24 protein-coding genes and 3 pseudogenes are annotated in these 26016 nt (G+C 69.4%); 7 read left to right on the top strand and 20 right to left on the bottom strand.

Annotated elements, in window-relative coordinates; all coding sequences use genetic code 11:
• Window positions 1–285 precede the first annotated feature (285 nt).
• The 3 genes from C4B68_RS00315 to mca all read left to right on the top strand — a co-directional run bounded on the left by C4B68_RS00315 (window position 286) and on the right by mca (window position 3970).
• Window positions 286–1797 (top strand): MFS transporter, encoded by a 1512-nt coding sequence (locus C4B68_RS00315; protein ID WP_099506660.1) that lies wholly within the window; start codon window positions 286–288, stop codon window positions 1795–1797.
• A 316-nt stretch (window positions 1798–2113) separates the two neighbouring features.
• Entirely contained in the window at window positions 2114–2674 is a 561-nt protein-coding gene (locus C4B68_RS00310; RefSeq protein WP_099506652.1) for a DoxX family membrane protein, read from the top strand.
• Between the two features lie 414 nt (window positions 2675–3088).
• Entirely contained in the window at window positions 3089–3970 is an 882-nt protein-coding gene (gene mca, locus C4B68_RS00305; RefSeq protein ID WP_099506651.1) for a mycothiol conjugate amidase Mca, read from the top strand.
• Window positions 3971–4318: 348 nt separating this feature from the next.
• On the opposite strand, the gene C4B68_RS00300 is transcribed toward mca, so the two are convergent.
• The 18 genes and pseudogenes from C4B68_RS00300 to C4B68_RS00220 all read right to left on the bottom strand — a co-directional run bounded on the left by C4B68_RS00300 (window position 4319) and on the right by C4B68_RS00220 (window position 20760).
• Window positions 4319–4813, bottom strand: a complete 495-nt coding sequence (locus tag C4B68_RS00300; RefSeq protein ID WP_099506650.1) for a lamin tail domain-containing protein — start codon at window positions 4811–4813, stop codon at window positions 4319–4321.
• A 674-nt stretch (window positions 4814–5487) separates the two neighbouring features.
• Entirely contained in the window at window positions 5488–6024 is a 537-nt protein-coding gene (locus C4B68_RS00295; RefSeq protein WP_099506649.1) for a DinB family protein, read from the bottom strand.
• Between the two features lie 353 nt (window positions 6025–6377).
• Entirely contained in the window at window positions 6378–6596 is a 219-nt protein-coding gene (locus C4B68_RS44275; RefSeq protein ID WP_338059744.1) for an HNH endonuclease, read from the bottom strand.
• Between the two features lie 65 nt (window positions 6597–6661).
• Entirely contained in the window at window positions 6662–9451 is a 2790-nt protein-coding gene (locus C4B68_RS00285) for an aminodeoxychorismate synthase component I (RefSeq protein WP_099506648.1), read from the bottom strand.
• 16 nt (window positions 9452–9467) lie between these two features.
• The gene (folE2, locus tag C4B68_RS00280; protein ID WP_206337049.1) at window positions 9468–10271 is read right to left on the bottom strand and encodes a GTP cyclohydrolase FolE2; all 804 of its coding nucleotides are present in this window, start codon (window positions 10269–10271) and stop codon (window positions 9468–9470) included.
• Window positions 10271–11092, bottom strand: coding sequence for a dihydropteroate synthase (gene folP / locus C4B68_RS00275; protein ID WP_240634089.1), 822 nt, complete (start codon window positions 11090–11092; stop codon window positions 10271–10273). The genes folE2 and folP overlap by 1 nt, the downstream gene beginning before the upstream one ends.
• Window positions 11067–12521, bottom strand: a complete 1455-nt coding sequence (locus tag C4B68_RS42670) for a bifunctional folylpolyglutamate synthase/dihydrofolate synthase (protein WP_099506646.1) — start codon at window positions 12519–12521, stop codon at window positions 11067–11069. The genes folP and C4B68_RS42670 overlap by 26 nt, the downstream gene beginning before the upstream one ends.
• 139 nt (window positions 12522–12660) lie before the next feature.
• Window positions 12661–13539, bottom strand: coding sequence for a formyltetrahydrofolate deformylase (gene purU, locus C4B68_RS00265; protein ID WP_099506645.1), 879 nt, complete (start codon window positions 13537–13539; stop codon window positions 12661–12663).
• 34 nt (window positions 13540–13573) lie between these two features.
• Window positions 13574–14122 carry a Rossmann-fold NAD(P)-binding domain-containing protein gene (locus tag C4B68_RS00260; protein WP_099506644.1) on the bottom strand — a complete coding sequence of 183 codons (549 nt, stop codon included), beginning with the start codon at window positions 14120–14122 and terminating at the stop codon, window positions 13574–13576.
• Window positions 14077–14958, bottom strand: a complete 882-nt coding sequence (locus C4B68_RS00255) for a methylenetetrahydrofolate reductase (protein WP_099506643.1) — start codon at window positions 14956–14958, stop codon at window positions 14077–14079. The genes C4B68_RS00260 and C4B68_RS00255 overlap by 46 nt, the downstream gene beginning before the upstream one ends.
• 143 nt (window positions 14959–15101) lie before the next feature.
• Complete coding sequence (gene folD / locus C4B68_RS00245; RefSeq protein WP_099506642.1) at window positions 15102–15995, bottom strand: bifunctional methylenetetrahydrofolate dehydrogenase/methenyltetrahydrofolate cyclohydrolase FolD; 894 nt, start codon at window positions 15993–15995, stop codon at window positions 15102–15104.
• Window positions 15992–16237 carry a formyltransferase family protein gene (locus C4B68_RS42665; RefSeq protein ID WP_240634779.1) on the bottom strand — a complete coding sequence of 82 codons (246 nt, stop codon included), beginning with the start codon at window positions 16235–16237 and terminating at the stop codon, window positions 15992–15994. Before C4B68_RS42665 ends, folD begins: the two co-directional genes overlap by 4 nt.
• Window positions 16222–16479, bottom strand: coding sequence for a formyltransferase family protein (locus tag C4B68_RS42660; protein WP_240634648.1), 258 nt, complete (start codon window positions 16477–16479; stop codon window positions 16222–16224). Before C4B68_RS42660 ends, C4B68_RS42665 begins: the two co-directional genes overlap by 16 nt.
• Window positions 16480–16660: 181 nt before the next feature.
• Window positions 16661–16921: pseudogene (locus C4B68_RS42655) on the bottom strand (ACT domain-containing protein); the annotation flags it as partial.
• Between the two features lie 16 nt (window positions 16922–16937).
• Entirely contained in the window at window positions 16938–18305 is a 1368-nt protein-coding gene (locus C4B68_RS00235; protein WP_099506641.1) for an aminomethyltransferase family protein, read from the bottom strand.
• A 119-nt stretch (window positions 18306–18424) separates the two neighbouring features.
• Entirely contained in the window at window positions 18425–18601 is a 177-nt protein-coding gene (locus tag C4B68_RS44535; RefSeq protein ID WP_167458959.1) for a helix-turn-helix domain-containing protein, read from the bottom strand.
• Between the two features lie 461 nt (window positions 18602–19062).
• Complete coding sequence (locus C4B68_RS00225) at window positions 19063–20451, bottom strand: IS1380 family transposase (RefSeq protein WP_099506714.1); 1389 nt, start codon at window positions 20449–20451, stop codon at window positions 19063–19065.
• Window positions 20452–20550: 99 nt separating this feature from the next.
• Window positions 20551–20760 carry a hypothetical protein gene (locus tag C4B68_RS00220; protein WP_146119944.1) on the bottom strand — a complete coding sequence of 70 codons (210 nt, stop codon included), beginning with the start codon at window positions 20758–20760 and terminating at the stop codon, window positions 20551–20553.
• A 72-nt stretch (window positions 20761–20832) separates the two neighbouring features.
• Between C4B68_RS00220 and C4B68_RS44530 the strand changes: the two genes are divergently transcribed.
• Genes C4B68_RS44530 through C4B68_RS00210 form a run of 3 tightly spaced genes read left to right on the top strand, consistent with a single transcriptional unit; the run spans window position 20833 to window position 22696 of the window.
• Window positions 20833–21030 (top strand): hypothetical protein, encoded by a 198-nt coding sequence (locus C4B68_RS44530; protein ID WP_373682291.1) that lies wholly within the window; start codon window positions 20833–20835, stop codon window positions 21028–21030.
• 26 nt (window positions 21031–21056) lie between these two features.
• Complete coding sequence (tnpA, locus tag C4B68_RS00215; protein WP_099506713.1) at window positions 21057–21491, top strand: IS200/IS605 family transposase; 435 nt, start codon at window positions 21057–21059, stop codon at window positions 21489–21491.
• Window positions 21488–22696, top strand: coding sequence for an RNA-guided endonuclease InsQ/TnpB family protein (locus C4B68_RS00210; RefSeq protein WP_099506712.1), 1209 nt, complete (start codon window positions 21488–21490; stop codon window positions 22694–22696). The genes tnpA and C4B68_RS00210 overlap by 4 nt, the downstream gene beginning before the upstream one ends.
• Before the next feature lie 93 nt (window positions 22697–22789).
• Here the strand turns inward: C4B68_RS00210 and C4B68_RS00205 are convergent, their stop codons facing one another.
• Window positions 22790–23470 (bottom strand): transposase, encoded by a 681-nt coding sequence (locus C4B68_RS00205; RefSeq protein ID WP_167458958.1) that lies wholly within the window; start codon window positions 23468–23470, stop codon window positions 22790–22792.
• Between the two features lie 372 nt (window positions 23471–23842).
• On the opposite strand from C4B68_RS00205, the pseudogene C4B68_RS42645 reads away from it, so the two are divergent.
• Window positions 23843–24574: pseudogene (locus tag C4B68_RS42645) on the top strand (recombinase family protein); the annotation flags it as partial.
• Between the two features lie 480 nt (window positions 24575–25054).
• Here the strand turns inward: C4B68_RS42645 and C4B68_RS42640 are convergent.
• Window positions 25055–25966: pseudogene (locus C4B68_RS42640) on the bottom strand (transposase); the annotation flags it as partial.
• Between the last annotated feature and the right edge of the window lie 50 nt (window positions 25967–26016).

Genomic DNA, 26016 nt, shown 5'->3' with positions numbered 1-26016 from the left:
GTAGCCGCCATCGCCACTCCCCGATCCAGGACGGCCGGCCCAGCGGATGGCTGTCCACGGGGCAGGCCGTCCGAGGGACCAGCCGCTCCGCATCATCGACCTCACGCCCTGACCGGGCACGGGGGCGGGGGTCTGGGGGCGCAGTACCGCCGAACGCGCCGACGCGAGCGGGAATCGCCGGACACGTAGTCACCTCTTCCATGGCGGAGGCCCTCGCGCAGAGCGCACGCCCTCAGGCACCTTCAGCCAGCCCTTTCCTCACGAAGTCCCGAAGTGGATACCTTCATGTCCCGAACTGCTTTCAAGGCTCCCGGTGACGCGCACGCCAACCGCTGGAAAGCGCTCGTCTTCATCGCGCTCGCCCAGCTGATGGTCGTCCTCGACACCACCATCGTGAACATCGCCCTGCCTTCCGCCCAGCAGGATCTGGGCATCTCCGACGGTGACCGGCAGTGGGTCGTCACGGCCTACGCCCTGGCCTTCGGCGGTCTGCTCCTGTTCGGCGGCCGGGTGGGCGACCTGTGGGGCCGCAAGCGCGCCTTCGTCATAGGCCTGATCGGTTTCGCCGCCGCCTCCGCGCTCGGCGGCGCGGCGACCACCGGCGCGATGATGTTCGGCGCCCGCGCCCTCCAGGGCGTCTTCGGCGCCCTGCTCGCCCCGGCCGCGCTCTCGCTGCTCGCCGTGATGTTCACGGACGCCAAGGAGCGCGCCAAGGCGTTCGGCATCTACGGCGCCATCGCCGGTGGCGGCAGCGCCGTCGGCTTCATCCTCGGAGGTGTGCTCACCCAGTACCTGGACTGGCGCTGGACGTTCTTCGTCAACGTCCCGTTCGCGATCGCCGCGGCGGCCGGCGCCTACTTCGTCGTCCGTGAGCCCGAGGGCGGCCGCAACCACTCGCCGCTCGACATCCCCGGCGTCGTCCTGTCCACCCTGGGCCTGGTCTCGCTGGTCTACGGCTTCACCCGTGCCGAGTCCGACGGCTGGGGCGACACCACGACCATCTCCCTGTTCGTCGTGTCGGTGGTCCTGCTGCTTACCTTCGTTTTCACCGAGGCCAAGGTCAAGGCACCACTGCTGCCCCTGCGCGTGATCACCGACCGCAACCGCGGTGGCGTCTACCTCTCCCTCGGTATCGCGGTCATCGCGATGTTCGGCACCTTCCTGTTCCTGACGTACTACCTGCAGGTCGTGAAGGGCTACTCGCCGGTCAAGAGCGGGTTCTGCTTCCTGCCGATGGTGGCGGGCATGATGGTCGGCTCGACCCAGATCGGCACGCGTCTGGTGACCCGCGTCCCGCCCCGGTTCCTGATGGGCCCCGGCTTCCTGGTGGCCATGGCCGGCATGCTCCTGCTGGCGCAGCTGGAGGTCAGCTCGTCGTACGCCTCGACCGTCCTGCCGGCGCTGGTGCTGCTGGGTCTCGGTATGGGTACGACGTTCACGCCCGCCATGTCCCTGCCCACCCTGGGCATCGAGCCCCGGGACGCCGGTGTCGCCTCCGCGATGATCAACACCTCGCAGCAGGTGGGTGGCGCGATCGGCACGGCCCTGCTGAACACGATCGCCGCCTCCGCGACGACCTCGTATGTCAAGGACCACATCGCCGACGCCGCGACGGAGCCGCAGCGGCAGCTGGTCCAGCTGCAGGGTGTGGTGCACGGCTACGCCAACGCCATCTGGTTCGCCGTCGGCATGCTGGTGATCGCCACGCTGATCGTCCTGGCCCTGGTCAACGCCGGCCGCGCGGGCAGTGAGGGCAGTGAGGGCGTCGAGGACGAGGTGGCGGTGGTTGCCCACTGAGGTACCAGGTAGCCCTGAGGAAACCTGTCGTGGGGACGTTGAGGGACGCCGTGCAGCCACGGATCCCCGGGACCTGCCCCGGCTTCCTGAATGAGCGGCTCAGCGCCCGGCTGCCCCAAGCGCGCCAGGAAGGTCCTGGACGACTGCGAGCCCGCCGGTCGGCGCCCTGCTTGATCTCCCGTTCCCGCACCTCCGGACCGATACATGCGACCCGGCATCTCCTCGCCATGCAATCGCTGCGCCCTCATGGGTCGCGCGGCGCGACGCGACGTCGGGCTCGCAGGCCGTACAAAGCATCCTCAGAAAGGACTCCGAGATGTCCGTTTTGCCTGTCGACACTCTGAACCACTCCGACTCCCGCGCTTCCGGAGCCGGTGAGCCAGGTACCCGGCTGCACGCCCACGACGCCGGGCTGCTGCTGTTGCGCCTGGCCCTCGGCCTGCCGATGGCGAGCCATGGAGCGCAGAAACTGTTCGGCTGGTTCTCCGGGGGAGGTGTGGACGGTACGGGACAGTTCTTCACCTCCGTCGGTTATCCGTCCGGGAAGGCGATGGCCGTGGTGGCAGGGCTGAGCGAACTGCTCGGCGGGCTGGGCCTCGCCCTGGGGCTGCTGACGCCGCTCGCCGGAGCGGCGGTCGTCGGAATCATGGTGAACGCCGTGGCCGTGAAGTGGGGTGGCGGCTTCTTCGCCCCGACGGGCGTGGAGTACGAACTCACCCTTGCCGCAGGGGCGGCGGCCCTGGCCCTCAGCGGGCCCGGCCGCCTCGCTCTCGACGCTCACCTGCCCGGCGTGCGGACGCACCGTGCGGGCTACGGCGTCGCCGCGGTGGCTCTCGGCGTACTCGTGGCCACGATCGTGCTGCTGTTCCGCGCCTGACCGCGGACCGGTCTGACAGCCCCCCGGCGTCGGGCATCGGGATCGCGGCCGCCACAGCGGGCGTCCCACTCCGGGCCCCATCTCACCGCGCAACCCACGGGCTCGACAAGGAGGACGGGGCGTACGAGCTGAGCCGTGCGATCCGCAACCCGGTGCGACGCCGACGGCATGTGGAGGCTGAACGGCCTGCTGAACAGCCCGCGGCGTCCGGGCACCGGGCGTGTACACCATGACGTGGACCCAGATGCTCGACGAAGAACTCGAGTTGACCGCCACGGCGACGGTGGACCGATACGCACACCACATTACGGCCATGAAAGGCATGGCAGGCCGGTGAGTGGTCCTCTGTTCGGTGCGGAGGGCCCCGGCTGAGGACTCCCGCCCCGCAGCGGGGCGATTCGGAAGGAACATGCGTTGACAGAGCAGTTGCGGATGATGGCGGTCCACGCCCACCCGGACGACGAGTCCAGCAAGGGCGCGGCCAGCATGGCGAAGTACGTCGCCCAGGGCGTGGACGTCCTGGTGGCCACCTGCACCGGGGGAGAGCGCGGTTCCATCCTCAACCCCAAGCTCCAGGGCGACCCGGAGATCGAGGCCAACCTCCACGAGGTCCGGCGCAAGGAGATGGATGCCGCGCGGGAGATCCTCGGCGTCAAGCAGGCATGGCTGGGCTTTGTCGACTCCGGCCTGCCGGAGGGCGACCCGCTGCCCCCGCTGCCCGAGGGCTGCTTCGCCCTGGAGTTGGGGGAGAAGGCCGCGGAGCCGCTGGTGCGGCTCATCCGCGAGTTCCGCCCGCACGTGATCACCACGTACGACGAGACCGGCGGCTACCCGCACCCCGACCACATCATGACCCACACGATCACGATGGCCGCCTTCGATGCGGCAGGGGACCCCGACGCCTACCCGGAGTCCGGTGAGCCCTGGCAGCCGCTGAAGCTGTACTACAACCACGGCATGTCGATGGCCCGGATCCGAGCCCTCCACGCCTACCTGGTGGAACACGGCCACGAGTCCCCCTACGGCGAGTGGATCGCCGGCTGGGAGAAGGAGGGCCGCAAGGAGCGCGAGTTCACCACCCGGGTGCAGTGCGCCGACTGGTTCGAGGTGCGCGACCGGGCGTTGATCGCCCACGCCACCCAGATCGACCCGGACGGCCCATGGTTCCGGGTACCGCTCGACGTCCAGCGCGAGGTCTGGCCGACCGAGGAGTACGAGCTGGCCCGCTCGCTGGTCGACACCTCGCTCCCTGAGGACGACCTGTTCGCCGGCGTCACCGCCGACATCACCGTCTGACCCTGTCCGCTCTTGTCGGCAATTCCAACTGTCATGCAGTGACACGGAGCTGGAGCCGGGATACTGCAGCCGCTTGCCTTGAACCTGGAACGGGGCGGTGACCATCAGCTCCCCCACCGTCGCAAGCTCCGGCCGCCGGTGCCGCACCCGCCCGCAGCGCTCGTCCACCTCGACACGGATGCCGTGCCGCTCTGCGACAGGACCGGTGTGAACCCGCGCTAGAACTGTAGGGACAAGCTAACGGCAATTGGGGCCTTGTGGTGGGGCGATGGCTGCGCTTCTTCTACTGGGGCACCGATGCGCCTTTCGCGGAGAAGCGGGCGCGGCCGGCGGGCCGTGGCGGCTGGTTCAGCCGTGATAGGTGATGTAGCCGTTGCCGTCGGGGTCGTTACTGGTTTTGGTGTAGGAGTGGACGTCGGCGCGGGCACCGGAGGGCTTGTAGAGGTAGATGGTGTCCTTGTCGTTGTTCCACATGAAGTTGCAGTTCTGGCGGTAGACGACGTTGTTGGCGTCGGAGTCGGTGCCGCGGCCGCCGCGGAGTTTGATGTAGTCGCCGGGCTGGAGGTAGTGGTTCGCGGTGAAGGGGAACCGGTTGCCGGCGGCGTCCTTGACCACGTAGCCCTTCAGGTTCACGGTCGTGCTGCGTGAGTAGTTCTTGATCGTCAGGTACTCGTCCTTGGTATTGCCCGTGGAGCAGCTGTTGGAGTCCCGGCCGGGCGCGTCGTACTGGATGCCCTTGATTTTCAGCGCGGAAGAATACTCGGTGGCCTGTGCCGGGGCGGCAACGACGGCGGCGAGCGTCCCGGCAGCGGCGGCGGCCGTCAGGGCATGGCGCATGCGCATGAGGAATCCCCCCTCAGTGGTGCGAATGGAGCTCCAGGAGCATACCCAGCATGTGACCGTCGGGTGATGGAAAAGTGTGGGAGAGGTGAACGATGGCCGGTCGCTGGGTCGTTGGCGTTGGGCAGCCAAGGGCGCCAGTACGGTGCCGACCGGCCACAGGCGCAGCCCGTGCTGCTGCCCGTGCCGGGCAAGGCTCCTCCGGACGGTCGCGACGCCGGTTGAAGGTGCTGCCTCTACCAGTCACAGGCGGGCGAGCCTACTGAATTACGACCACACACCGTCACCGGTTGCTCGTTCTTGCAGAGAACTGGCGATAGTTGAATCTGCGAGCCCACCAGTATCAGCCCCCGAAACGCCCTCGACTCACGGTAGTCAGTTGGCTGGCCCGTTCTTCCTAGGGCTCGGCGGACGAGCCGGCTAGACTAGTGCTCTGACCGCATAGGTTCGCCGGGTCGCTCAGGCCGCAGCGGCGAGGGGGCATCCGCTGGGGCGGTCGGCCCCTCGCCACGGCGGTGTGACCGCCAGCGATATGTGGCCAGGGGCGGTCGCAGGACCCCTGGTGACCAGCCTGTGCTCACGGGTGGTTGGCCATTTTGCTCAGCGGTAGCTGGTCAGTACGGTAGCGATTCGTCGCATGCTGGGCCGAGGCATGCTTCGTGGGGCGCAGCGGTCGGCTACTCGCCGGTGGCGCCATCGATGGCCTCGCGGAGGAGATCCGCATGGCCGACGTGGCGGGCGTACTCCTCGATCACGTGCTCAAGGACGAACCGCACATCGGTGTCACCGAACTCCGGATTCGGCACGATGCGCGCGAGGTCGACGGTCACCTTCGCGAATACCTGCCGCGACTCCTCGCACGCCTTTAGGTAGTCCTCGTAGACGTCCCTGGCCGGCGTAGCGTCCGACTCGTCGTACCACTCGCCACCGTCAGCGGTGACGTAGGTCCGATAGGGGAAGAAGCGAGGCGTCGTGCCGGCCAACCTCCGCTGGAACCAGGCACGCTCAACCCCCTGCAGATGGCGCATGAGCCCCAGCAGGGTCAACGCCGACGACCTCACAGGACGTAGCCGCAGTTGTGCATCCGAGAGGCTCTCGCACTTCCACAAGAAGGTCGCTCGGTGGTAATCGAGATTCGAGGCGATTACCTCCAGCCACGGGCCCGATACTGCGCGCTCAGGCCGGACGATCTTCTGGACCACAATGTCGCTCACGCTGGAGTCTCCTTACCGGTCATCAAGCTTGGTCGAGTTCGTATGTGCCCACGATCCGAGGACTGAGCGGCGCCTCTACTGGCACCTCACGAGCACGTCCGCCCAAGAAGACCTCTCTTCGTATCGGAACTCATCGCTCGATGCCGCAACGGGAGTGGCCATCCACGCCTGCGAGTGGCCAGGTATCGCTGCGAGTCACAGGCGGCCTGAACGCAACCCGGCGAACCTATGCGGTCACAGCACTAGCTAGTCTGGTGAGCCGTCGGCGAGGTGCCTGCTGAGCAGGTCCTTTTCCCACGGCCCCCAGCCCGAACGACGCATGCGAGCATTCCCCGCACGTCGCTCTCCAGTGACTACGCCGTGAGTGCCGGGACGGGGTTCTTGCCGTGGATGTCCGCGTGACAACTTCCGCAGACCACAAGGGTTTTGCGGTGTCTTGCGGCCATGAGATCTGCCCACGGCGGCCGGTTGACTGATCGTCCGAGGTCTGCGAGCTTGGCAACGTGGTGAACTTCCACCTCGTCGATGCGCCCGCATGCCTCGCACCGTCCGGCGAGGAGCCGGGTGACCAGCTCCTTGCGTTTGGTGTTGACCGGGGCAAGCCGCCGGTCGGTGATGACCGTCTTCTTGTTCCGTCTCAGCGGGATCCCGCCGAATCGTCCGACCAGTGGCTTCCTGCCGGTGCGTTCGACGCGAGCCTCGAAGCACTTGCGCGATCCGGGGGGATCGCGAGGAAGTTCGCCAGCAGGTCGTGGCCTCGCGGCGTGAGAATGGATTCCGGGTGGGCCTGGATGCCGTGCACGGGGAGATGGCGGTGGCGCACGCCCATCAGCAGGCTGGCGGGCGTGCGGGCGGTGGGGGTGAGGACGCCGGGCAGGGTGGATTCGTCGGTGACCAGTGAGTGGTAGCGGCCGGCGGTGAGGAGTGGCGGCAGTCCGGCGAAGATTCCCTGCTGGTCGTGGTGGATGAGCGTGTGGCGTCCGTGGACCGGGCGGGGCGCGCGGACGGTGCGGCCGCCGAATGCCTCGCCGATGCACTGGTGGCCGAGGCAGACGCCGAGGATGGGCGTCACGCCGGCCAGCCGGCGGATGATGTCCACGCTGCGGCCCGCTGAGGCCGGGTCGCCGGGTCCGGGGGAGATGATCACGTGGTCGTAGCGGCCCGCGATCGTTTCCGGGTCCAGTGCGGGGTCGTCGTTGCGGAGGACGGTGGTGCGGGCGCCGAGTTCCTGGCAGTAGCGCGCGAGGTTGTAGACGAACGAGTCGTAGTTGTCGACCAGCAGCACGCGGGAGCGGGGCGGGGGCCGGCGCCGGGGCGGGGCGTGCGGCGTGTCCCGGAGGCGGGATTGCAGCCATGCGGTGAGCGGGCCGCGCGTCCATGCGCGCCCGGGCAGAGCGGTGCAGCCGGCGACGGGGGTCACGCCGCGGATGGCGTTGGTGAGGAAGACTTCCGTGGCGCGGGACAGGTCGGTGAGCGTCAGCCGGTGCTCATGGACCGGGATGCCTGCCTGGCCGAGGACATCGATCACCTGGCGCCGCGTCGTGCCGGGCAGCAGCCTGCCGTCCAGCCGGGGCGTGTGGACCCCGTCGTCGTCGGCCAGGAACAGCGACGCGCGGCCGGTTTCGAGCAGGTCCTGGTCGTCCATGATCAGGGCATCGCGTCCCGGGGGCCAGGGGGCGCCGTTTCCGTCCCGGTCGAGTATCGTCCGGTCGGCCCATTTGTGGACTCCCCATCCGCCGGGGACCTGGACCGGGACGAGCGTCACCGGCGGGCTGGCCGGGCCGGTGAGGGGCGTGAGGGTGATCGACTCGGTGTCCCGGCCAGGTGTCACGGTCACCCTGAGCCGGCCGCGGCCGGCGCACGTGCCGGCGCTGGCCCGGATGCGGTGCTCAAGCCCGTCTGGCAGGGCCGCGGAGTACAGGTCCCGGACGCTTGCGCTCAGCCGTCCCAGGTGCGCGGCCAGGTGAGGGACATTCCCCCTGGTGACGAGCATGGTCTCGAAGACCCCGAGGCCGGCCTGCGGCCGGCGCGTGGTGACCGCATCGTCGCGTCCGACAGCGGGGCGGGCGGTGCCGACCCGCCGTGGACCGGGCTGCCGGGTAGGGTCGTCTAGCGCAGATTCGTCCAGCGCGGCGCCGACGGCGGTCAGGAGGGGCTGCAGCTTGTCCAGGCACTCGCGCATCTCTTTGGCGGGATCGGAGTCCAGGACGATACCCCCGCCGACGCCGATCCACGCGGTGTCACCGAGGAACTCGAACGTCCGGATGGCGACGTTCATCTCCAGCCGCGCAGCGGACGCGTAGCCGATGGCTCCGGTGTAGGCCTCGCGTCCGGTGGTCTCCAGCTGGCTGATCAGCTCCATCGCGCGGACCTTCGGCGCGCCTGTGACGCTGCCGGGCGGGAAGGTGACGCGGACCAGCTGCGAGTCGGTGACGCCGGGGCGCAGGGTGCCGGAGATGTCGCGGACGAGATGCCACACGCCGGTGTGCGCCTCGGCCCGGGCCGTGGACGGCACGTGAACGGATCCGGGGAGGCAGACCCGGCTCAGGTCGTTGCGCATCAGGTCCACGATCATCGTGTTCTCGGCCTGGTCCTTCTGGGAGGACGCCAGGTCGCGCGGATCGGCCGAAAGCGGCGCGGTGCCCTTGATCGGCGAGGTCAGCACGGCCCGGCCGCGCCGGTCCAGGAACAGCTCCGGGGAGAAGCTGGCCACTGCGCCGTGGCTGGTGGTCACGTAGGCCGCGTACGCGGGCCGCAGCCCGCGGACGCCGCGGATGAACGCCTCCAGCGGATCCCCCTGGAACGCCGCCGCCGCCCGCAGGCAGATGTTGGCCTGGAAGATGTCGCCTGCGGCGATGTGCTCCAGGCAGCGGGCGACCGCGTCCTGATGCGCCGCGGGCGCGGGGGTCATCCGGAACGGGCCGAACTCGTAGCCACGGGAGGCCGGCGCTCGGCCGTGCAGCCGGGCGGTGACCTGGCGGTAATGCCGCTCGGCCCGGTCCGGGCCGGCCACCGATTCGAACCACCAGGTTCCCGCCCCCGCGTCGTACCGCAGCACGTGGTCGAAGTAGGACACCCGCAGCTCCGGCACCGGGGCCGGCCGCGGCGGCGGGGCGGGCAGGCGCTCGAGATCGCGGCCGAGCTGATAGCCCAGAACCCCGAACCAGCCGCCGCCGACAAACCCGGCGGGATCAGGCAGGGCGGCCGTGCCATCACCAGGACCGGCCGCGGCCGCGGGATGCTCGTCGATGTCGGCGATGGATGTGGCCGGCGCGACCGGGTCGGAGGTGATCAGCGCTCCGCCGCCCGCCCAGGAACCGATGAGGCCGGTAAGCCCGGGACGGCCGCCCAGCCGCGCAAGCACCTCCAGGGGTTCCAGGGCGCAGGCGACGCGCCGCTGGATAAGGCCCGCACTGTCGTCCGGCATATCTGTCCTCCGAGGCTTAGCGGTGCGGCGGCCAGGAAAGCCGGGCGAAGGCGCTGTGGTCGTGGATGCTTTCGTCGCTGGCCGCTTCCACGGTGAAGCGCGCGATCCAGGAGTCGGCGCGCAGCCGTTCGGTGACCCCGCGGGCCATGTCCTCGACGAACACCGGGTGGTCGTAGCCGTGCATGATGACCTGCCGCTCGTCGGCACGCTTGAGCAGCGGGAAGACCGGGCTGGACGCGGTCGTCTCGGCCGCGGTGATGAGGCCCTCCAGCCACACCGGCGCCTGGGCGGGGCCGACCCCGGCGGCTGGCTCGGCCTCGATGGTGATGTGGCTGCGCTGGTTGTGCGCCCCGTAGTCGCTGATGGCCTTGCTGCACGGGCAGACGCTGGTCACCGGGACACGCGCGCTGATCGCCAGGCGGACATCATCTCCGCGTGCCGACGCGGTGATCCCGCACTCATAGTCCATCATTGCGGTGGCCCCGCTGACCGGGGCGCTGCGCCGCAGAAAGTACGGGAACCTCAGGTGCAGGCGGGCGGCCGGGCTGCCGAGCCGGTCCTGCAGCGCCGTGAGGATCACGGGGATGGTCTGGGGCGTCACCTCGCCCGCATGGGCGTCGAGAACCTCGACGAACCGGCTGAGGCGGGCGCCCTTCTTCTCCGGCGGGAGCGAGACCGATAGCGTCACGCCGGCCACCGTGTCCTGCTTGCCGTGGCCGGCGTCGAACACCGAGACCGGGTAACGGACCCCGGTGATACCCACCTCGTCAAGCCCGATCCCGCGGTCATCGGGCCAGCTCTGCACGTCAGGAATCATCATCAGCCCTCTTCCGGCCGAGCCGTGTCCACGCTCGATGCCGTCCACGCGGCGGCCACCCGCACGGCATCGAGCGTGGCGGTCACGTCATGCACGCGGACGCAGTACGCGCCCGCGGCGGCGGCCAGCGCGGAGACGGCCGCGGTGGCCATGTCCCGCGCCGACGGCGGCGGGGTATTGCCGCCCGGGCCCGGCAGCGCGCCCAGGAACGACTTGCGGGACGCTCCGATCAGCACCGGCTGGCCCAGCGCCCGCAGTTCGCCGAGCCGGTTCAGCAATTGCCAGTTGTGCGCGGGCCGTTTGGCGAAGCCGAGGCCGGGATCGAGCACGAGCTGCCGGCGGTCGATGCCGGCCCGCAGGAGCGCGTCCAGCCGGGAGCGGAGCTCGGCGGCGACCTCGGCGACGACATCGGCGTAGACCGCGCGCTGCTGCATGTCGCGGCTGGGGCCGCGCCAGTGCATCGCGACATAGGGGACGCGCGCCCCGGCGGCCAGCGCGGCCATCGCCGGGTCGGCGAGCCCGCCGCTGACGTCGTTGATGCCCGCTGCCCCGGCCGCCAGCGCCGCCTCGGCCACCCGGGAGCGCGTGGTGTCGATGGTCACCGTGAGGCCCGCCCCGGACAGCTCGCGGATCACGGGCAGCACCCGCCGCAGTTCCTCGGCTTCCCCGGTGCGGCCAGCGCCGGGCCGGGTCGATTCACCGCCCACATCGATGATGTCCGCCCCGGAGCGGGCCAGCGCCAGGCCGTGCTCCACGGCGCTCGCCGCAGCCAGGCAGGCCCCGCCGTCGGAGAAGGAATCAGGCGTGACGTTGACGATCCCCATCACCAGGCAGCGGTCCCGGCGGGGAAACCCCGGGACATCCTGGCGCGGCTGGGCAGCGGGGCGAGGCCGGGAGGCGGCGGGCGCGGTCAGGGTGTCGGCGGTCATGGAAGCACTCCGGACGGGCGTTCGAGGGCGGCGGCTCTGAGGGGGGGGCGATGAGATATAGCGAGCCCGTGGCGACGACCAGGCCGCGGCGGCCCGCCGCGGTCACCGCGGCCGAAAGGGCCTGCGCGGGCCGCCTGACGGGTGTGACGGGCACCCCGAAGCCGCGGACCACCCCGGCAAGGAGATCGGCCGACATTGCCCGCGGGGAAGCCGGTTCGGTGGTGACGACGAGGTCCGCGGACCGGACCCCGGCCTGGTCAAGGAACTCGACGGGGTCCCGGCCGGCCAGGGTGCCGTAGACCAGGATCCGGGGCGTGACGGAGGCAAAGCTCTCCTCGATGGTCCGGCGCAGCGCCGCCGCGCCGGCCGGGTTGTGCGCGCCGTCCAGGGCCACGACCGGGCTGGTCCGGACGATCTCGAAGCGTCCGGGAACCTGCGTGCCGCCCAGGGCGGCGGTCACGGCGGCCGCGGGGATCGGCGCCCCGGTGAACGCCTCGGCGGCTGTCAGCGCCAGCAGCGCGTTGTCACACTGATGCGCGCCGAACATGCCGACTGCGATCCCGGCCCGCGTCCCCCAGAGGTTGACGAGATCGACCAGGGAACCAGCCGGGGTAACGCGGCGGTTGCGCCAGGACATCTCCTGGCCCGCGGCCAGGATGCGGGCCGGGTGCTGTGCCTCGAAGATGGCCCGGAGCCCCGGGTCCCGCTCCCCCAGGACGAGGGTGGCGCCCGGCTTGATGATGCCCGCCTTCTCCGCCGCGATCCCCGCCCGCGTCGGGCCCGCCACGTCCGTGTGGTCCAGCTGCACGTTGGTGACCACGGCCACCGCCCCGTCGGCGACGTTCGTGGCATCCCAGCGGCCCAACATCCCCACCTCGATCACGGCCACGTCCACCCCGGCCGCGGCCAGCAGCCACAGCGCGGCGGCGGTCACTGCCTCGAACCAGCTCGGCGTGACCCCGGCCCGCACGGCCGCCTGCCTGACCCGGTCAACAGCCCCGGCCAGGGCCTCGTCCGCGACGGGCTTCCCGCCGATCGTGACGCGCTCGGCCAGCCGGGTGACATGCGGGCTGGTGTAGGTCCCGACCCGCAGTCCCTGGCCGCTCAGCAAGCTGGCGATCATCGCGGCCGTGGAGCCCTTCCCGTTCGTGCCGGTCAGGTGAATGACCGGGTAGGCGCGCTGCGGGTCGCCCAGCGCGCCGGCCAGGCGGGCCATCCGCTCAAGCGTGGGCTGCTCCAGCCGGCCGGTCTGCTCATAGCCGGTCAGCCCGTCCAGGTACGCCATGGCCGCGACCGCGTCCACGGCGCCGCAGGTGCAGGTCATTGGAAGACCACGGTCCGTGACGTCGCAAAACGGTGCAGAAGCACGCGGTCGGTGAGAGTCAGGCCGGACCGTTCGAGATCATTGGGTTCGGCGCCGAACAGTCGCATATCCAAGCCGAAACTACTGGTCATCGCGGCTGTCATCGGAAGACGACGGTCCGCTTGCCGTCGAGCAGGACGCGGTTTTCGGTGTGCCACCGGACGGCGTGCGCCAGGGCCAGGCACTCGGTGTCCCGTCCGATCGCGGTGAAGTCCCCGGCGGTCATCGAGTGGTTGACAGGCGTCACGGTCTGCTCGATGATCGGTCCCTCGTCCAGGTCCGCGGTCACGTAATGGGCGGTGGCGCCGACGAGTTTGACGCCGCGTTCGTAGGCCTGGAAGTAGGGGCGGGCGCCCTTGAAGCTGGGGAGCATGGAGTGGTGGATGTTGATCGCCCGGCCTTCCAGCTGTCGGCATAGGTCGTCGGACAGGATCTGCATGTAGCGGGCGAGGACGACCAGGTCGGCCCGGTGCTCGTCGGCGAGCCGGAGCAGCTCGGCCTCGGCCTTGGCCTTGTCGGCGGGGTCGACGGGCACGTGGTAGAACGGGATCTCGTAGTCGTCGGCCAGGGGCGCGAGGTCGGGGTGGTTGGACACGACCGCGACGATGTCGATGTTGAGCCATCCGGTGCTGGCCCGGAACAGCAGGTCGTTGAGGCAATGGCCGTACTTGCTGACCATGATGAGGACCCGCTGGCGCTGCGCGGCGTCGGTGAGGTTCCAGGTCATGCCGCAGGGCTCAGCGACCTCGGCGAAGTCCTTCCGTAGCGCCCCAGCGTCGAGCGGGCTGCCCGACGCCGACTCGAACTGGACCCGCATGAAGAACATGTCGGCCTGCCGGTCGTCGAACTGCTTGTTCTCGATCACGTTGGCGTCGTGATCGACGAGGAAGCTGGAGATGGCGTGGAGGAGGCCGGGCCGGTTGGCGCACGACACTGTGAGCACGTACTCGGTCCCCGGCGCTAGGGTGATGGCGGCCATGATGAGGATGCTCCTTCCTGACGAGACGACCGGGTCACGCGCAGCGCTGCCGGGCGGCGTTCCTGGCCGCAGCGACCGTGTTGCGGATGACCCACACGTCGGTGACCGGGCCGATCCCGCCGGGAACCGGCGTGATGGCCCGCACCCGGGGGGCGACCGCGTCGTAGTCCACGTCGCCGACCAGGCGGCCGTTGCCGGTGGCGGGGTCGGTGACCTGGTTGATGCCGACGTCGAGGACGACCGCGCCCTCGCGGACGTGCTCGGCGCGGATGAGCCCAGGCACGCCGGCGGCGACGATGAGGACGTCGGCCCGGCGGGTATGCAGGCCGAGCCGGCCCGAGCGGCTGGCCCACTCATCGACCGACTCCACCGCCGCCTGCCGGCCATAGGCCAGGGACACGGCGGGCTTGCCGACGTTATTGGACCTGCCCACGACGGTGATCAGGGACCGGTGGTAGAACGCGGCCGGGTCCTCCCCGGCGGCGGCCAGCCACTCATCCAGGACTGTCTCCGGCTGTTCGGTATTTCCGACCGCGGTCACCGCGCGGCCCCGGAAGAGGCCGCCGTGATATCCCGCTGCCACCGGACGGTCTCCTCGACCTGGTTGAACGAGAACAGGTGCAGCCCCTCGATCCCCAGCTCCGGCGACGTGACCGCATCGCCAATCTCCAGCAGCAGGCTCTCGGGCCGGTAGGCGCCGCCCTTCAGGACATTGCCGATGAACCCGTGCTGCTTGGCGAGGTACCGCACCGAGGTGCCGACCCCGATCTGCGGCCCCAGCTTGATCAGCTTGGTCACCTGCATCGGGGCGGCCAGCCCGATAAGCAACGGCAGCGTGATGCCCTCACCGCGCACCCGCCGCAGCCACGACACCAGCACCTCGGGGCTGAAGCACAGCTGGCTCACCATGTACGCGGCATAAGGCTGCTTATCGCGCAGCGCCTCAGACAGCGCCGCGTCGCTGATCTTCGGGTGCCCCTCGGGATAACACGCCACGCCGATCCGGCGCAGCCCATGATCCATGCGCTGCATGGCCTCAAGGACCTGCAGCGAAGAGTCATACGGCCCCGCGGGCGGCGTCACGTCCCCCCCGATGAGGTACAGCCGGCTGATCCCCAGCTCCCCCAGCCGGCCGATGAACCTGCGCAGCTCCTCCTCGCCGGTCAGCTGCCGCGCGGCCAGGTGCGGGACAACGTTGAACCCCGCCCGCACCGCCCGCTCGGCAAACTCCAGGGTCCGGCCCAGGCCCAGCTTCGCCGAGGTGGTCACGGAGACCGTCGTTCCCTCGGGAATCGCCTTCAGTTTCTCATCCGCGCTGCGCAGCGGGATCACTTCGATGGCAGCGTCGCCGATAAGTGACCGGACCGCTGCCCCGCTCGCCGGATCTCCTGCCGTTCCGGGGGACGTGTGCACTGCCATCAGATCCCCTCCCGTCGCATCTCGAAGTTCTCGTTGCCGAGGTAGGTGACGTTCACGCGGGTGCCTGCCGGGAGCAGGGCGCGTGCTTCGTCGAGGAGGGAACGTCTTTCCCGGTCATCTCAGGCGACAAGCCGTCGAGGATGTCATAGGACATGGTGCGGGGACCTCCGGTCCGTGGATTCAGTGGCCGCCGCCCTGATCTCGGCGGCGGAGACGGTGTTGGAGAGAAGGGCGGCGATCGTCATCGGGCCGACGCCGCCGGGGACCGGTGTCAGGTACCCGGCCACGGCGGAGACCTCGTCGAAGGCGACGTCGCCGGCCAGCCCGTGACTGGTGCGGTGGATGCCGACGTCGATGACGGCCGCGCCGGGTTTCACGTGCCGCGCCGTGATCAGCGCGGGCCGGCCGGCCGCGACGACCAGGATGTCGGCCTCCCGGGTGACCGCCTCGAGGTTCCGAGTGCGGGAGTGGGCGATCGTGACGGTGGCGTCACGCCCGAGCAGGAGCTGCGCCATCGGCTTGCCGACCAGTTCGGAGCGGCCGACCACGACGACGTGCGCGCCGGCCAGGCCGACGTCGGCGGAGTCCAGCAGCTCGATGACACCGCTGGGGGTGCACGGCCGCAGGCCGGGCAGCCCCCGGGCGAGCAGGCCCTGGCTCAGGGTGGTGAGCCCGTCGACGTCCTTGTCCGGGGGGATGAGGTCGACCAGCGCCGGCCCGTCCAGATGCTGGGGGACGGGCAGCTGGAGCAGGATGCCTGACACCCGGTGGTCGGCGCCGAGATCGGCGATGACGCCGGCCAGGTCGTCTGGCGCGGACCGTGCGTCCAGGTGCCGGTGGAAGTCCGCAATGCCAGCTTCCGTGGCTGCCCGGCGCTTGTTGCGCACATACACCTCGCTGGCCGGGTCGTCGCCGACCAGGACGGTGGCGAGCCCCGGGGCGACGCCGTGGCGGGCACGGAACGCGGCCGCGCGGCCGGCGGTTCGGGCACGGCTCGCCCGTGCGACGGCGGCACCGTCGATGATCGCGGCGGTCACGACGCGAGCACGACCGTCGAGTTGCCGTCCCGCAGCACGCGGTCCCCGCAATGCCAGCCGACGGCACGGGCCAGGACCGTGCGCTCGACATCGGCACCGCGCCGCATCTGGTCACGCACCGAGTCGGCGTGGGTGACGCGCACCACGTCCTGCTCGATGATCGGCCCCTCATCGAGATCCTCGGTGACGTATGCGCCGCGGCGCCGACGAGCTCCACCCCGCGGACCTAGGCCTTCTGGCACGGGCCGGCCCCGATGAACGCCGGCAGGAAGGAATGGTGGATGTTGATGATGGGCACCCCGACCTCGCGGATGAAGTCGTCGGAGATGATCTGCATGTACCGGGCGAGGATGACCAGGTCGACGTTGCCCTTCAGCAGCCGGAGAGGTTCCCGCTCCGCCGCCTTCTTGTCCCCGTTCTCGACGGGAACGGAGAAGTACGGGACGTTGAACTGGCGGACCTCCTCGGCGAGATCGGGGGTGATGGGAGACCACCATCGCGACGGACATGTTCAGTTCCCCGCGGCGCTGCCGCCACAGCAGGTCAAGCAGGCAGTGATCAGTCTGCGACGCGAAGATCGCGACCCGCTTGGACCTGGCGGCCTCGACGAGGCTCCGTTGCAGGCCGAGGTCCGCGCCGATCCGCTCTTGCAACACGGCCTCCAGGTCAGGCCGCACGACGGCGAGGCCGTGGATGCGAAAGACCGTCCGCTGGAAGAACCGCCCCCCGGATGGGTCAGTGGAGTACTGGTCGAGGGAGACGATGTTCGCGCCCGCCGCGGTCAGCGCGGCGGAGACGCCCGCCACGACGCCGGAGCGGTCCTGGCCGTGGACGATAAGGCGTCCCTCGTCCCCAGTGCGCCCCGTGTCCGCTGAGGTTCCGGCGTCAGCCGTGGGCGTCACCGCTGCGGCTCCTTTTGATGTCATCGTGTCCAGGGCCTCGTCAGTGCTTCTTGAGCGGGGGCGCGGTGTGGACGGTGGCGCGGATGCCACGGGTCTTGTGGGCCTCGACGCGCGGCTTGACTCCGATCGCGGACTCGTTGCCCCACAGCACCTCGACCTCGGTGCCTTCCTTGGCGTACTGATCGTCGATGAGGCCGGTTGGAACCCAGCCGCCGAAGTTGGTGATGTACACCGGCCAGTTGGCGACCCCGATCTGCGTGCCGCTGACCCGGACCTGGTCGTAGTGGGCCATGGCGTAAGCAGCAGAGGGCATCTCCATGAACTTGGCGCCGTTCGGGGCGTCGAAGAGGCTGCTGGTGATCGCGTCGCCGGCGTCCTGGTCGTTCCAGCGCAGGAACACCTTGGTCTTGTGCGGCTCGTCCTTGCGGGCCAGGAGCCCGTCACGGCCGACGAACTCGTGCTCGAAGTGGATGAGATGCCCGTAGCCGAGGTCCCAGGGGGTGAGGTAGTAGTCGCGGATGTCGTCGGACTCCAGGCTGCCGCCGATGGAGGCGCGGCCCTCGAAGCTCGCGGCGGGCAGGTGCTGCCGGTAGGCCCGCAGCTCGTCGCCGAGGTAGACCGCGGGGACCGGCATGGGGAACCATCCGGAGGCTTGGGCGACCGTCGCGTAGGCGAGCGAGCCGCCCATGCGCATCCCGAACTCCTCGCCGGCATGCACCAGGGCGTCCAGCACACGCTGACTCTCGGCGACCGGCCCGGTCATCTCCAGGCCGGTGTGCTCCTGTCCGGGGACGCCCATCATCGTGTGGTTGAGCGCGCGGATCGGCACGCCTGCGATCTGGAACTCGCCCATCTGGAAGAATTTGATGTGGTCGATCGCGTCGCCCGCGGCCTTGCGGATGATGTCGAGGCTGCGGGGACCCTGGAGCTGATAGCGGAACTTCTTGCGCGGATTGGGGTTGAAGGGGGTCGCCGGGTCCGCTTCGACCTCAACGTCGTAGTCGCCGCTCTGCGCGCGGAAAGCCAGCCAGTCGGAGGCGGGAGGCGTGCCGACAAGCACATACCGGTCGTCCTCGAACCCGAAGACGATCCCGTCACCGATGATGTCGCCGTCGGGGTTGACCGCGACCAACTGCTTGGCGCGGTTGCGCCCGAACGTCGCGAAGTTGTTCACCGCACTCTCCGAGAACAGCCGCTTGACGTCCGGGCCGGTGAAGTAGATGTCTTGCATGTGGAACGACTGGTCGAACAGGGTCGCCGTGGTGGCCCACGCCGTCTGCTCGTCGCGCCAGTTGCTGAACTGCTCCCGGAAGGGGAAGAGATAGGGCTCAGTCGGGTCCTCGCGCAGCATCCTGGCCGGGTTGCCGCCTGCCTGCCTGATCTTGTCCTCAAGGCTGAAGAACGTCATCACCCTGGTCTTCCTGTGCGGTTGAGTGGCTGGGCTCACACGCTAGGAAGCCCGGAGATGGCGGAACAGCCGGAACGCGAACGGCCTAGAGCCGATCCGCGAAAGGGATTGACGCAGCGTCAGGAACGCAGCGTCTGGGCAGGCGACTCGCCGAACAGCTCACGGTAGGCGCGGGCAAACCGGCCGTGGTGGGCAAAGCCCCACTTGCCGGCGATGGCGCTCACGGTGGTGCAGCGAGCGTCGGCGCGTGCCAGTTCCTCGTGCGCGCGCGAGGCGGGAGGTGCGCAGGTACTCATGGGGGGTGGTGTCCAGCTCGCGCCGAAACCCGAGCTCGAGCGCGCGCAGGCTGATGCCCAGCTCGGCAGCAAGGTCAAGAATTGACCGCTCCGCGAACTGCTCCGCGGCCACCAGGCGCAATGCCGCCTGGACCTTGGCGTCCGAGGCGAGCACGGCCGGCTCCCGCAGCCGCGCGGAGAAGGAGTACGGCACGGCGAGCAGCGTCGTGACGAGCATCTGCTGAGCGAGCACCCGGGACTGCGTGGCCGGGACCGCCTCCGGGGAACCGAACTCATCGAAGGCGCGGGCGATGATCTGAACCTGAATCCACCGGCGGTATTCCGGTGGGCGGTTTCGGGTTATTTCGGCGCGGGGTTCCAGGCGGGTTTCCGCTGGTGGGCAGGGGTGAGTGCCGGGTGGCCGTCCCGGTGGCGGGGTCTCCGAGGTCCTTGGGCGTGGGTGGGTGGGCCTGCTGAGCGGATCAGGTCCGTAGCTTGCAGCCGACCGCCGTCCACAGGCTGGTGAAGGCGTCCTGCCACGGCCAGCGTTCGGGCAGGTGGAAGGTCAGGGTGCGGGCTCGGGCAGCCAACCGTGCTGGTACGGCCAGGAGTTGGCAGCGGATGGTGCCCGTGCGGGCCTTGGCATGGAACGCCGAGGCGAGCGTGCCCAGGGCGCGGGTGAGATTGTGGGCGAGCACGGCCAGGGTGAGCCAGGCAGCGTTCGCGGTGAACTTCCCCGACGGCAGATGGCCGAGAGCTGAGTCCTCCAGATCGGCGAAGACCTGTTCCACTACGGCGTGCGCACGGTGGCACCGCTCCGCTTCGACCAGCGCGTAGGGGCTGTCGGTGAACACCGCATGGAAGCGCCAGACCTTGAACAACTCGCCCTGTCTGTCCGGGATATGGGCGTCGTTCAGTCGTCGCACCCGGCGGACCAGGAGCCGGGCGGTGGCGCGGTACTTCTTGGCCTTGCCGGTGAACGCGGTGTACTCGACCTCGGCGACCTCCGCGTCGGAGATCCAGCGCTCCTCGTCCTTGTCCCAGATCGCCTTGGGGTACTTGATCGGTGTCCAGGCGGTCTCGGGGATGGTGGCGATGAGTTCGCGGACCTTCTTGCGCTGGGCGACGGCCAGGGAGAAGCGGGCCTTGTGACGGCGGCAGACGGCGACGACCTTGTGGGAGAAGAACGCCGAGTCGGCGCGGACAACGACCATGCCGGTGGCGCCCATGGCCCGTACGGCCTTGATGGCCTCGGCGATCAGCGTGGCGGCACCCTTGGCCGAGCCGGCCGAGCCCTTGCGCAGCCGCTCGGCGACGACGACCGGGGCGGCGAGCGGGGTGGAGGCGACCACGATCTGGAAGTGCAGGCCCCTGACCTTGGTGTAGCCGTGTTCGGCACCCTGCTTGGCGGCGCCGTAGACCTGCTTCACCTTGGAGTCGATGTCCAGGTAGACCACCTGGTCCGCGCCGGGCAGCAGCTGGCAGTGCCCGGCCAGTCGGCACGTGAACGCGCGGGCGGCGGACTGCAGTTGGCGCACATGGCCCCAGGTGAACGCGCGCAGGAAGCTGCCGAGGGTGGAGGGGGCACGCATCCCGGCGAACGCCTTGGCCATCGCGCCGTGCCGCAGTACGTCGGTGTCGTCGATGCTGTCCGCGCCCGCGAGCATCGCGGTGACCAGCGACATCACCTTCGCGTCCGGTGCGGCCCCGGCCCCGTTGCCCGCATGGTCCAGGCGGACCCTGGTGCGGACCAGCTCGGGCAAGCCACACCGCTCGGCCAGTCGGACCGCAGGCGCCAGCCCGCCGTGCGCGATCAGGTTCGGATCGTCGAAGGCGGCGAACGTCACCGCGGGGCTGTGGGAGGATTTCACTTACGAGGTGCCTTGCTGGTCGGGCCTGGTGGAAGCGTGAGAACTCCCATCATCCCAGCTCAGCGGGCACCTCTGTGCGTCAGCCCTCCCCACGGCCCATCACCGATCGGTGGATCCAGGCTGAACGGCCCCGTAGATCGCGAACCCCTCCGCGCCCGAAATCGGTGCCGATGCCACGCGCACCCGTTCCTGTCCCGTCCGCGGCAGGAGGATGCGGAGAGCGCTTGTCAGCGCGGCGCACTCCAGCCACGCCATGATGACCCGGGTCGAGGCGGGCCAACTGATGTCCACAGGCTGGTCGTTGCCCACGATTGTCATTGTCCGGTACGGCCGCGCGAAGACTGTCGTGTCGGCCAGCCGCACCCGTAGCGAGCCTGACAGCTGGATGACGATGCCGCGTGGGCCACGCTCATGGCAAGAATGCGGCGCAAGACGCTCATCGTCTGCGGCGCGTGCCATCAGGATCTAGCCAGGGGACGCGCTTTAGCGGCGTGGGGAATGGCTTCTCTGGGCTGGTCTGACATCAACTTTCCCCACGGATCTGCGCTGTTCACCTGTACCGCATCCTTGCCACACTAGACCTGCCGCGTTTGTATAGTGATTGTGTGGCTGTGACCAGGAAGGTTCGCCGGTTCTCCGGCGGTGTGTATGACCTCGGGCTCCATGTGGTGTGGTGCCCGAAGTACCGCCGTGCGGTCCTCGGCGGACGGGTCGCGGTCCGGCTGCGTGAGCTGATCGAGCAGAAGGCCGCCGAGCGCGGGTGGGAGATCATCGCCCTTGAGGTGATGCCCGACCACGTTCACCTGTTCGTCAAGCACGATCCCAAGTCGTCGGCGTCGTATGTGGCCAACCAGTTCAAGGGCTTCACCTCCCGCGTGCTGCGGGATGAGTTCCCGCACCTGAAGTCGCGGATGCCCACGCTGTGGTCGTCGTCGTACTTCACCGCCTCGGTGGGCGCGGTCAGCGCCGCCACGGTGGAGAAGTACATCAACACCCAGTGGGAGAGGCCCTGGGAGAAGGACAAGGAGGCGCGACCTTGATACGCGCCTTCACGTTCCGCCTTCGCCCCACCGTCCGCCAGGCCCAGGCTCTGTCCGAAATGCTGCGCGATCACCGCTCGCTCTACAACGGCGCGTTACAGGAGCGCCGCGACGCCTACCGGCACGCCTCGAAGACCAGCGTCACCTACGGAGACCAGTCCGCCCAGGTCAAGGAGATCCGGGCGTTCGACCCGCAGCGGCAGGGCCGCTGGTCCTTCTCCAGCCAGCAGGCCACCTTGCGGCGCCTGGACAAGGCGTTCACCGCGTTCTTCCGCCGGGTCAAGGCCGGTCAGACACCCGGATACCCGCGCTACAAGGGCGCCGGGCACTTCGACACGGTGACCTTCCCCAAGGACGGTGACGGCTGCCGCTGGAACTCCACACCGCACGACCCGGTCACCCGCGTGCGGCTGCAAGGCCTCGGACACGTCCGTGTGCACCAGCACCGGCCCGTGAAGGGCCGCGTGAAGACAGTCTCCGTCAAGCGTGAGGGCAAGCACTGGTACGTGATCCTCGCCTGTGACGACGTGCCCGCCGAGCCGCTTGACCGGACGGGAGCGATCGTCGGCATCGACCTGGGTGTGACGCACTTGATGACTACCAGCGAGGGCGTGCACGTCGCCAACCCGCGCTTTCTCCAAGCGTCCGCCGATGCCCTGGCCGAAGCCCAGCGGGCACTCGACGCCTTCCCCCAACGCACCCGTCGGCGCACGAAGAAGCACCGGGCAGCAGCGCGGAAGGTCGCCAAACTGCACGCCAAGATCCGGCGCCAGCGTCTCGACCACCACCACAAGAGGGCCCTCGATCTCGTGCGCGAGCACGACGTGATCGGACACGAGCAGTTGAACACAGCGGGCATGACCCGCGCCCCGAAAGCCAAGCCCGACCCGGACAACGACGGGGCGTTCCTTGCCAACGGTGCCGCCGCCAAAGCAGGCTTGAACCGAAGCATCCTCGACGCGGGTTGGGGGCAGTTCCTGGCAATCCTGGCGAACAAGGCTGAAAGCGCCAGTCGTCGAGTGATCCCCGTTAACGCCCGCAACACCTCCCGTACCTGCCCCCAATGCGGGCACGTCGCGAAGGAGAACCGCACCACACAAGCGACGTTCGAGTGCACCTCGTGCGGCTTCCTCGCGAACGCCGACCACGTAGGCGCGCTGAACGTCCTCGACAGGGCCGGGCTGGCCCTCTGCGCGGCGGCCTAGCCACCGACACAGGAAGCCCACGCGTTTACGACTCCGTTGGGAAATCCGCAGAACGGCTCTTGCGAGCGGGTCATGCCGCGGGGGTGAGGCGTGCTAGGTGGGAGACGCGAGTGGGGTGTCGTTCAGCCAGGCGTCGACGCGGGTGATGTTGAGGGCGGCGGAGAGGATGTTCGCGAGGTGGGTTTTGCTCTGGCCTCGGTAGGGAGTGCGTCGCAGGTGGGTGCGGCGGACGGCCTGGGAGATGGTGCCCTCAACCCCGGCGCGAACGTCGTAGCGTTTCTTCCAGAGGTCGGTCTGCTGTTCGGCGCGTCGTTCTTCGAGGATCTGCTGCTGCTCGCGGGGCAGCAGGGTGAGGCTGCGGCCCCACTTGCCGTTGGCTGCCTTGGTGCACCTTGGTTTCAGCGGGCAGGCGATGCAGTCGGCGAGCGCGAAGTGCACCCGGACGATGGGAGTGCCGCTGGCCTTGCGCTGCTGGGACCAGCTGGCACTGGTCGCCCCCTGGGGGCAGATGACTTTCCTGGCCTGCCAGTTCGTGGTGAAGGCGGCCTGGGTCAGGTCCGGTGCCTGTGCATCACGTCCGCTGTGGTGGGTGTCAGTGCCGACGGGGCCGACCAGGTTGATGCCGTGATCCTCGCGGGCGGCCAGGATGTGGGCGGCGGTGACATGTCCGGCGTCGATCACATGCTCACGCGGCTTCAGCACCCGCTCGGCCAGATGGTGGTGGATGGTCGCGGTGACCTCGGTGTCGTTGACGGTGGCGTTCGTGGTCTCCACGTTGGTGATCAGATGCGGTGCGTCCGGCTCGCAGGTCTCACTCAGATGGACGTCTACAACGCAAAAGGCAACTTCGAGTTCGAGGTCATGGCGGGTCTGACTGCTGATCTCCGAACCCGGTCGCCCAGGGGTGCAGACGCTTGACGTGCCCGACGCTACGTTCGAAGTGCAGGTCGTGCTCCCGATGTCGTCTTGCGGGGCCGGTCGTGTGCGGGGCAGCCACCATCGATTGGGAGCATCGATGGACGACCCCGAGATCACGTTCGAGTTCGTCTTCGATCGGCTCGGCGCGGCGGAGCTCGCCACCGCCTACCAGATCCTCGTCCCCCTGCGGGGACGCCGCCCAGGCCAGCGAGGTAACGGCCATGATCCATGCAGCGCTCTACGCCCGAGTGTCCTCGACACGGCAGACTGCACCGGGCCCGCAGCGGGGCGACCAGTGTTCTGGGCAGGGCTCCGTACGGCTACCGCTACCTGTCCCGGGCCGAGTACGGAGCGGCCGCCTATGCGGTGGTCGAGGCCGAGGCCCTGGTGGTGGCACGGATCTTCCACCGGTACGCCGTCGGCGGGATCTCCATGCGGGCACTGGCCCGGGAACTGACAGCCGGCCAGATCCCCTCGCCGAAGGGCAACCCGCAGTGGGACGCCGGCACGCTGGGCCGATTGCTGCGCAATCCCGCCTACATGGGACGGGCAGCGTTCGGGAAGACCCAGACCGCATCGGCCGCACCGCGGGCCAACCGGACCTCCCGGCTTGCCGGACAAAGCGTCCCAGCGCAGGCCGGCGTGGTTGCCCGGCCCCGCGAGGAGTGGATCGACATCCCGGTTCCCGCGCTGGTCAGCGAGGACGTCTTCGCACTGGTCCAACGGCGGCTGGCCGAGAACGCGAAGTTTTCCCCGCGCAACACCAAAGCGCCCGCGCTCCTGCAGGGACTGCTGGTGTGCGACATCTGCGGATACGCCTACAACCGGACCTCGCAGGGGCCGGGCCCGAAGAAGTACCACTACTACCGCTGCCCCGGCACCAACGGCTGGGAGCTGCCCGGAGGCGTGAGGGTCTGCACAAGCCGCCCGCTGCGGGCCGACGCCCTCGACGAACTCATCTGGGAGAAGGTGGTCGCCCTGCTGTCCGACCCGGCACTGGTCCGCGACGAGCTGGAACGGCGCCTGGAGCGGATGCGCGACGCCGACCCGGTCCAGGCCCGCCAACAGCGGTTGCACCAGGAGATCGCCAGGGTCGAAGCCCAGATCAACCGCATGGTCAACGCCTATCAAGAAGAGCTGGTCACCCTGCAGGAGCTTCGCGACCGGATGCCCACACTACGGACCAAGCGACACACCCTCCAAAGGCAACTGGATGCACTGGCCGCCCAGCTCGTCGACCAACAGGCCTACCTCAAACTCGCCGAGAACCTGGAGGCGTTCCTGTCACGGCTGCGCGAGAACGCCAGGACCAGCTCGATCCTCGACCGACAACGCGTCCTGCGCGCGGTGGTCAAAGAAATCCGGATCGGCCCCGACAGGATCACCATCAAGCACTCGATCCCGTCCACGAGTTCGGACCCCACCCCGGGTTACCTATTGCGTTGTAGGAGTCTGGACTTTGTAACCGCACCAGCCTGCCCCGCGTTTGATGCCGTAGTGGGCGTCGGTGTCATAGGGGGAGGACAGCCTGTCTCTGGCTGGCGGGAGGTCCTTGCCCTCCCGCCAGCGCACCTCCTGTCCGTCCCTGTGATACTGCTCTGCCCAGGCCCGGCGAAGGATGCCCACTGCCGGGATCTCGCGCAGCCAGGCCGGCGCGGCCGGGCCATCGATGGCGTCCAGGAGAGCGAACCCGTCCCGCCCGACCTGCTCGGCCCATTCCCGGCGGACGTTCTCCCCTTTCGGGAAGCGGTAGTTGTCGACCTTGGCCCCATACCGCTCCACCCACGCGGGGCTGATCAACGGCGTCAGCCAGTCCGGAGCGGCCGCCGCCAGCGCTTCCAGCGCTGTCCGCAGTGTCTCGCCGACGAACTCCATCCGGTTCAGCGTGCGCACCGCTGCCAGCACGTGCGTGGAGTCGGTGCGCTGTCGGCCACCGGCCCGCAGCAGTGCGGCCTCCGACAGCCGGGCCAGCACCACCTCCAGGACCCGCTCCTCCAGCCCGTGCGTGATCAGACGGGAGCGGAAGTCACCCAGGACAGTGAAGTCGAACCCCGGATCATCCAGCTCCAAGCCCAGCAGGAACTTCCAGTCCATGCGCGCTCGCACCTGGTCAGCGGCCTGCCGGTCGGAGAGTCCTTCGGCATACTGCAGCACCGGCACCAGTGCCAGGGCCCCTGGCGAGATCGCGGGCCGGCCCCGGTCGGGAAAGGCCTCGACGAAGTCCTCGTCCGTGAACAGTGCGCCGAGAGCTTCCCGGATCCGGATGGCCAAGGTCCCCTTGGGAAACGAGGCCCGGACCACCCGCGCCGTCAGCTCAGGCACCCCTTCATCCGACCGCGCCTCCAGCGACATCCCAATCCCCCTATCCCGCCAACGACCATAGCCACCAGCAAGACGAACGA

It is taken from the genome of Streptomyces dengpaensis, assembly GCF_002946835.1.
GTDB classification, from domain to species: domain Bacteria; phylum Actinomycetota; class Actinomycetes; order Streptomycetales; family Streptomycetaceae; genus Streptomyces; species Streptomyces dengpaensis.
Note: the sequence above shows the minus strand (reverse complement) of the source record. Positions and strands in the feature narration are given on the sequence as shown.

Bases quoted from the DNA above. Each gene is read 5' to 3' on its own strand.
- C4B68_RS00315 (WP_099506660.1), top strand. From the start codon at position 286: ATGTCCCGAACTGCTTTCAAGGCTCCCGGTGACGCGCACGCCAACCGC.
- C4B68_RS00310 (WP_099506652.1), top strand. From the start codon at position 2,114: ATGTCCGTTTTGCCTGTCGACACTCTGAACCACTCCGACTCCCGCGCT.
- C4B68_RS00300 (WP_099506650.1), bottom strand. From the start codon at position 4,813: ATGCGCATGCGCCATGCCCTGACGGCCGCCGCCGCTGCCGGGACGCTC.
- C4B68_RS00285 (WP_099506648.1), bottom strand. From the start codon at position 9,451: ATGCCGGACGACAGTGCGGGCCTTATCCAGCGGCGCGTCGCCTGCGCC.
- folE2 (WP_206337049.1), bottom strand. From the start codon at position 10,271: ATGATGATTCCTGACGTGCAGAGCTGGCCCGATGACCGCGGGATCGGG.
- folP (WP_240634089.1), bottom strand. From the start codon at position 11,092: ATGGGGATCGTCAACGTCACGCCTGATTCCTTCTCCGACGGCGGGGCC.
- C4B68_RS42670 (WP_099506646.1), bottom strand. From the start codon at position 12,521: ATGACCTGCACCTGCGGCGCCGTGGACGCGGTCGCGGCCATGGCGTAC.
- purU (WP_099506645.1), bottom strand. From the start codon at position 13,539: ATGGCCGCCATCACCCTAGCGCCGGGGACCGAGTACGTGCTCACAGTG.
- C4B68_RS00255 (WP_099506643.1), bottom strand. From the start codon at position 14,958: ATGGCAGTGCACACGTCCCCCGGAACGGCAGGAGATCCGGCGAGCGGG.
- C4B68_RS00235 (WP_099506641.1), bottom strand. From the start codon at position 18,305: ATGACGTTCTTCAGCCTTGAGGACAAGATCAGGCAGGCAGGCGGCAAC.
- C4B68_RS44535 (WP_167458959.1), bottom strand. From the start codon at position 18,601: ATGAGTACCTGCGCACCTCCCGCCTCGCGCGCGCACGAGGAACTGGCA.